Annotated in this window: 1 protein-coding gene; it reads right to left on the bottom strand. The window is 70.7% G+C overall.

Annotation, left to right across the window (positions count from 1 at the left end):
• On the bottom strand, nucleotides 1-917 hold a 917-nt coding region (locus tag I53_RS11350; RefSeq protein WP_043350607.1), incomplete at its 3' end, for an aspartate aminotransferase family protein.
• Between the last annotated feature and the right edge of the window lie 176 nt (nucleotides 918-1,093).

Below are 1,093 nucleotides of genomic sequence, written 5' to 3'. Positions count from 1 at the left end.
AGCAGCAGGCCGGAGCGGGCGACGCGATCGAGGAAGCCCTCCTCCAGCACGACGTCCAGCACGGCGTTGCCCACCGCCATGGCGAGGGGGTTGCCGCCGAAGGTGGTGCCGTGCGTGCCGGCGGTCATGCCGCGGGCCGCCTCGCGGGTGGCGAGGCAGGCGCCGAGGGGAAAGCCGCCGCCGATGCCCTTGGCCGCGCTCATGATGTCCGGCGTGATGCGGGCCCATTCATGGGCGAACAGCCGGCCGGTGCGGCCGACGCCGGTCTGGACCTCGTCCATGATCAGAAGCAGGCCCTTCGCGTCGCAGATCTCGCGCAGCCGGCGCAGGTCCGCGTGGGGAATCACCCGCACGCCGCCCTCGCCCTGGATCGGCTCGATCATCAGCGCCGCCGTCTCCGGCCCGATCACCGCCTCCAGCGCCGCCCAGTCGCCGGCCGGGACCTGATCGAACCCCTCGACCTTCGGCCCGAACCCCTCGATGTACTTCTGCTGTCCGCCGGCCGCGAGAGTCGCCAGGGTCCGCCCGTGGAAGGCGCCCGCGAAGGTGACGATCCGGTACCGCTCCGGATGGCCGTCGGCCGCGTGGTACTTGCGGGCGATCTTGATCGCCGCCTCGTTGGCTTCCGCGCCCGAGTTGCAGAAGAACACCACGTCCGCGAAGGTCGCATCGACGAGCCGCTGCCCGAGGCGTTCGCCGCCGGGGATCTGGAACAGGTTCGAGGTGTGCCAGATCTTGCCCGCCTGCTCGGTGAGCGCGCCGACGAGGTGCGGATGGGCGTGGCCGAGGCCGTTCACCGCGATGCCGGCGCCGAAATCGAGGTATCGCTCGCCGCCCTCCGTCACGAGCCAGGCGCCCTCGCCGCGCTCGAAGGCGAGCGGCGCGCGGACGTAGGTCGGCAGAAGGGCTGACGTCACGGGTCCCATCTCCGTTTCATGCAGGATCCGGGAGCCAGCGTTGAGCCGGCTCCAAATGAAAGTGCCGCCTCAGTCCTGGGCGGCACGCGCGCGATTACTATGAAAGAGCCGGCTCCTGTCAACGTTTCAATGTCAGGTGGGCCCGCCGGGCAGGCCTGCACGGAGCACGGACAGAG

The sequence above is a fragment of the Methylobacterium sp. B1 genome (assembly GCF_000333255.1).
In the GTDB taxonomy this organism is placed as follows: Bacteria; Pseudomonadota; Alphaproteobacteria; order Rhizobiales; family Beijerinckiaceae; genus Methylobacterium; species Methylobacterium fujisawaense.
Note: the sequence above shows the minus strand (reverse complement) of the source record. Positions and strands in the feature narration are given on the sequence as shown.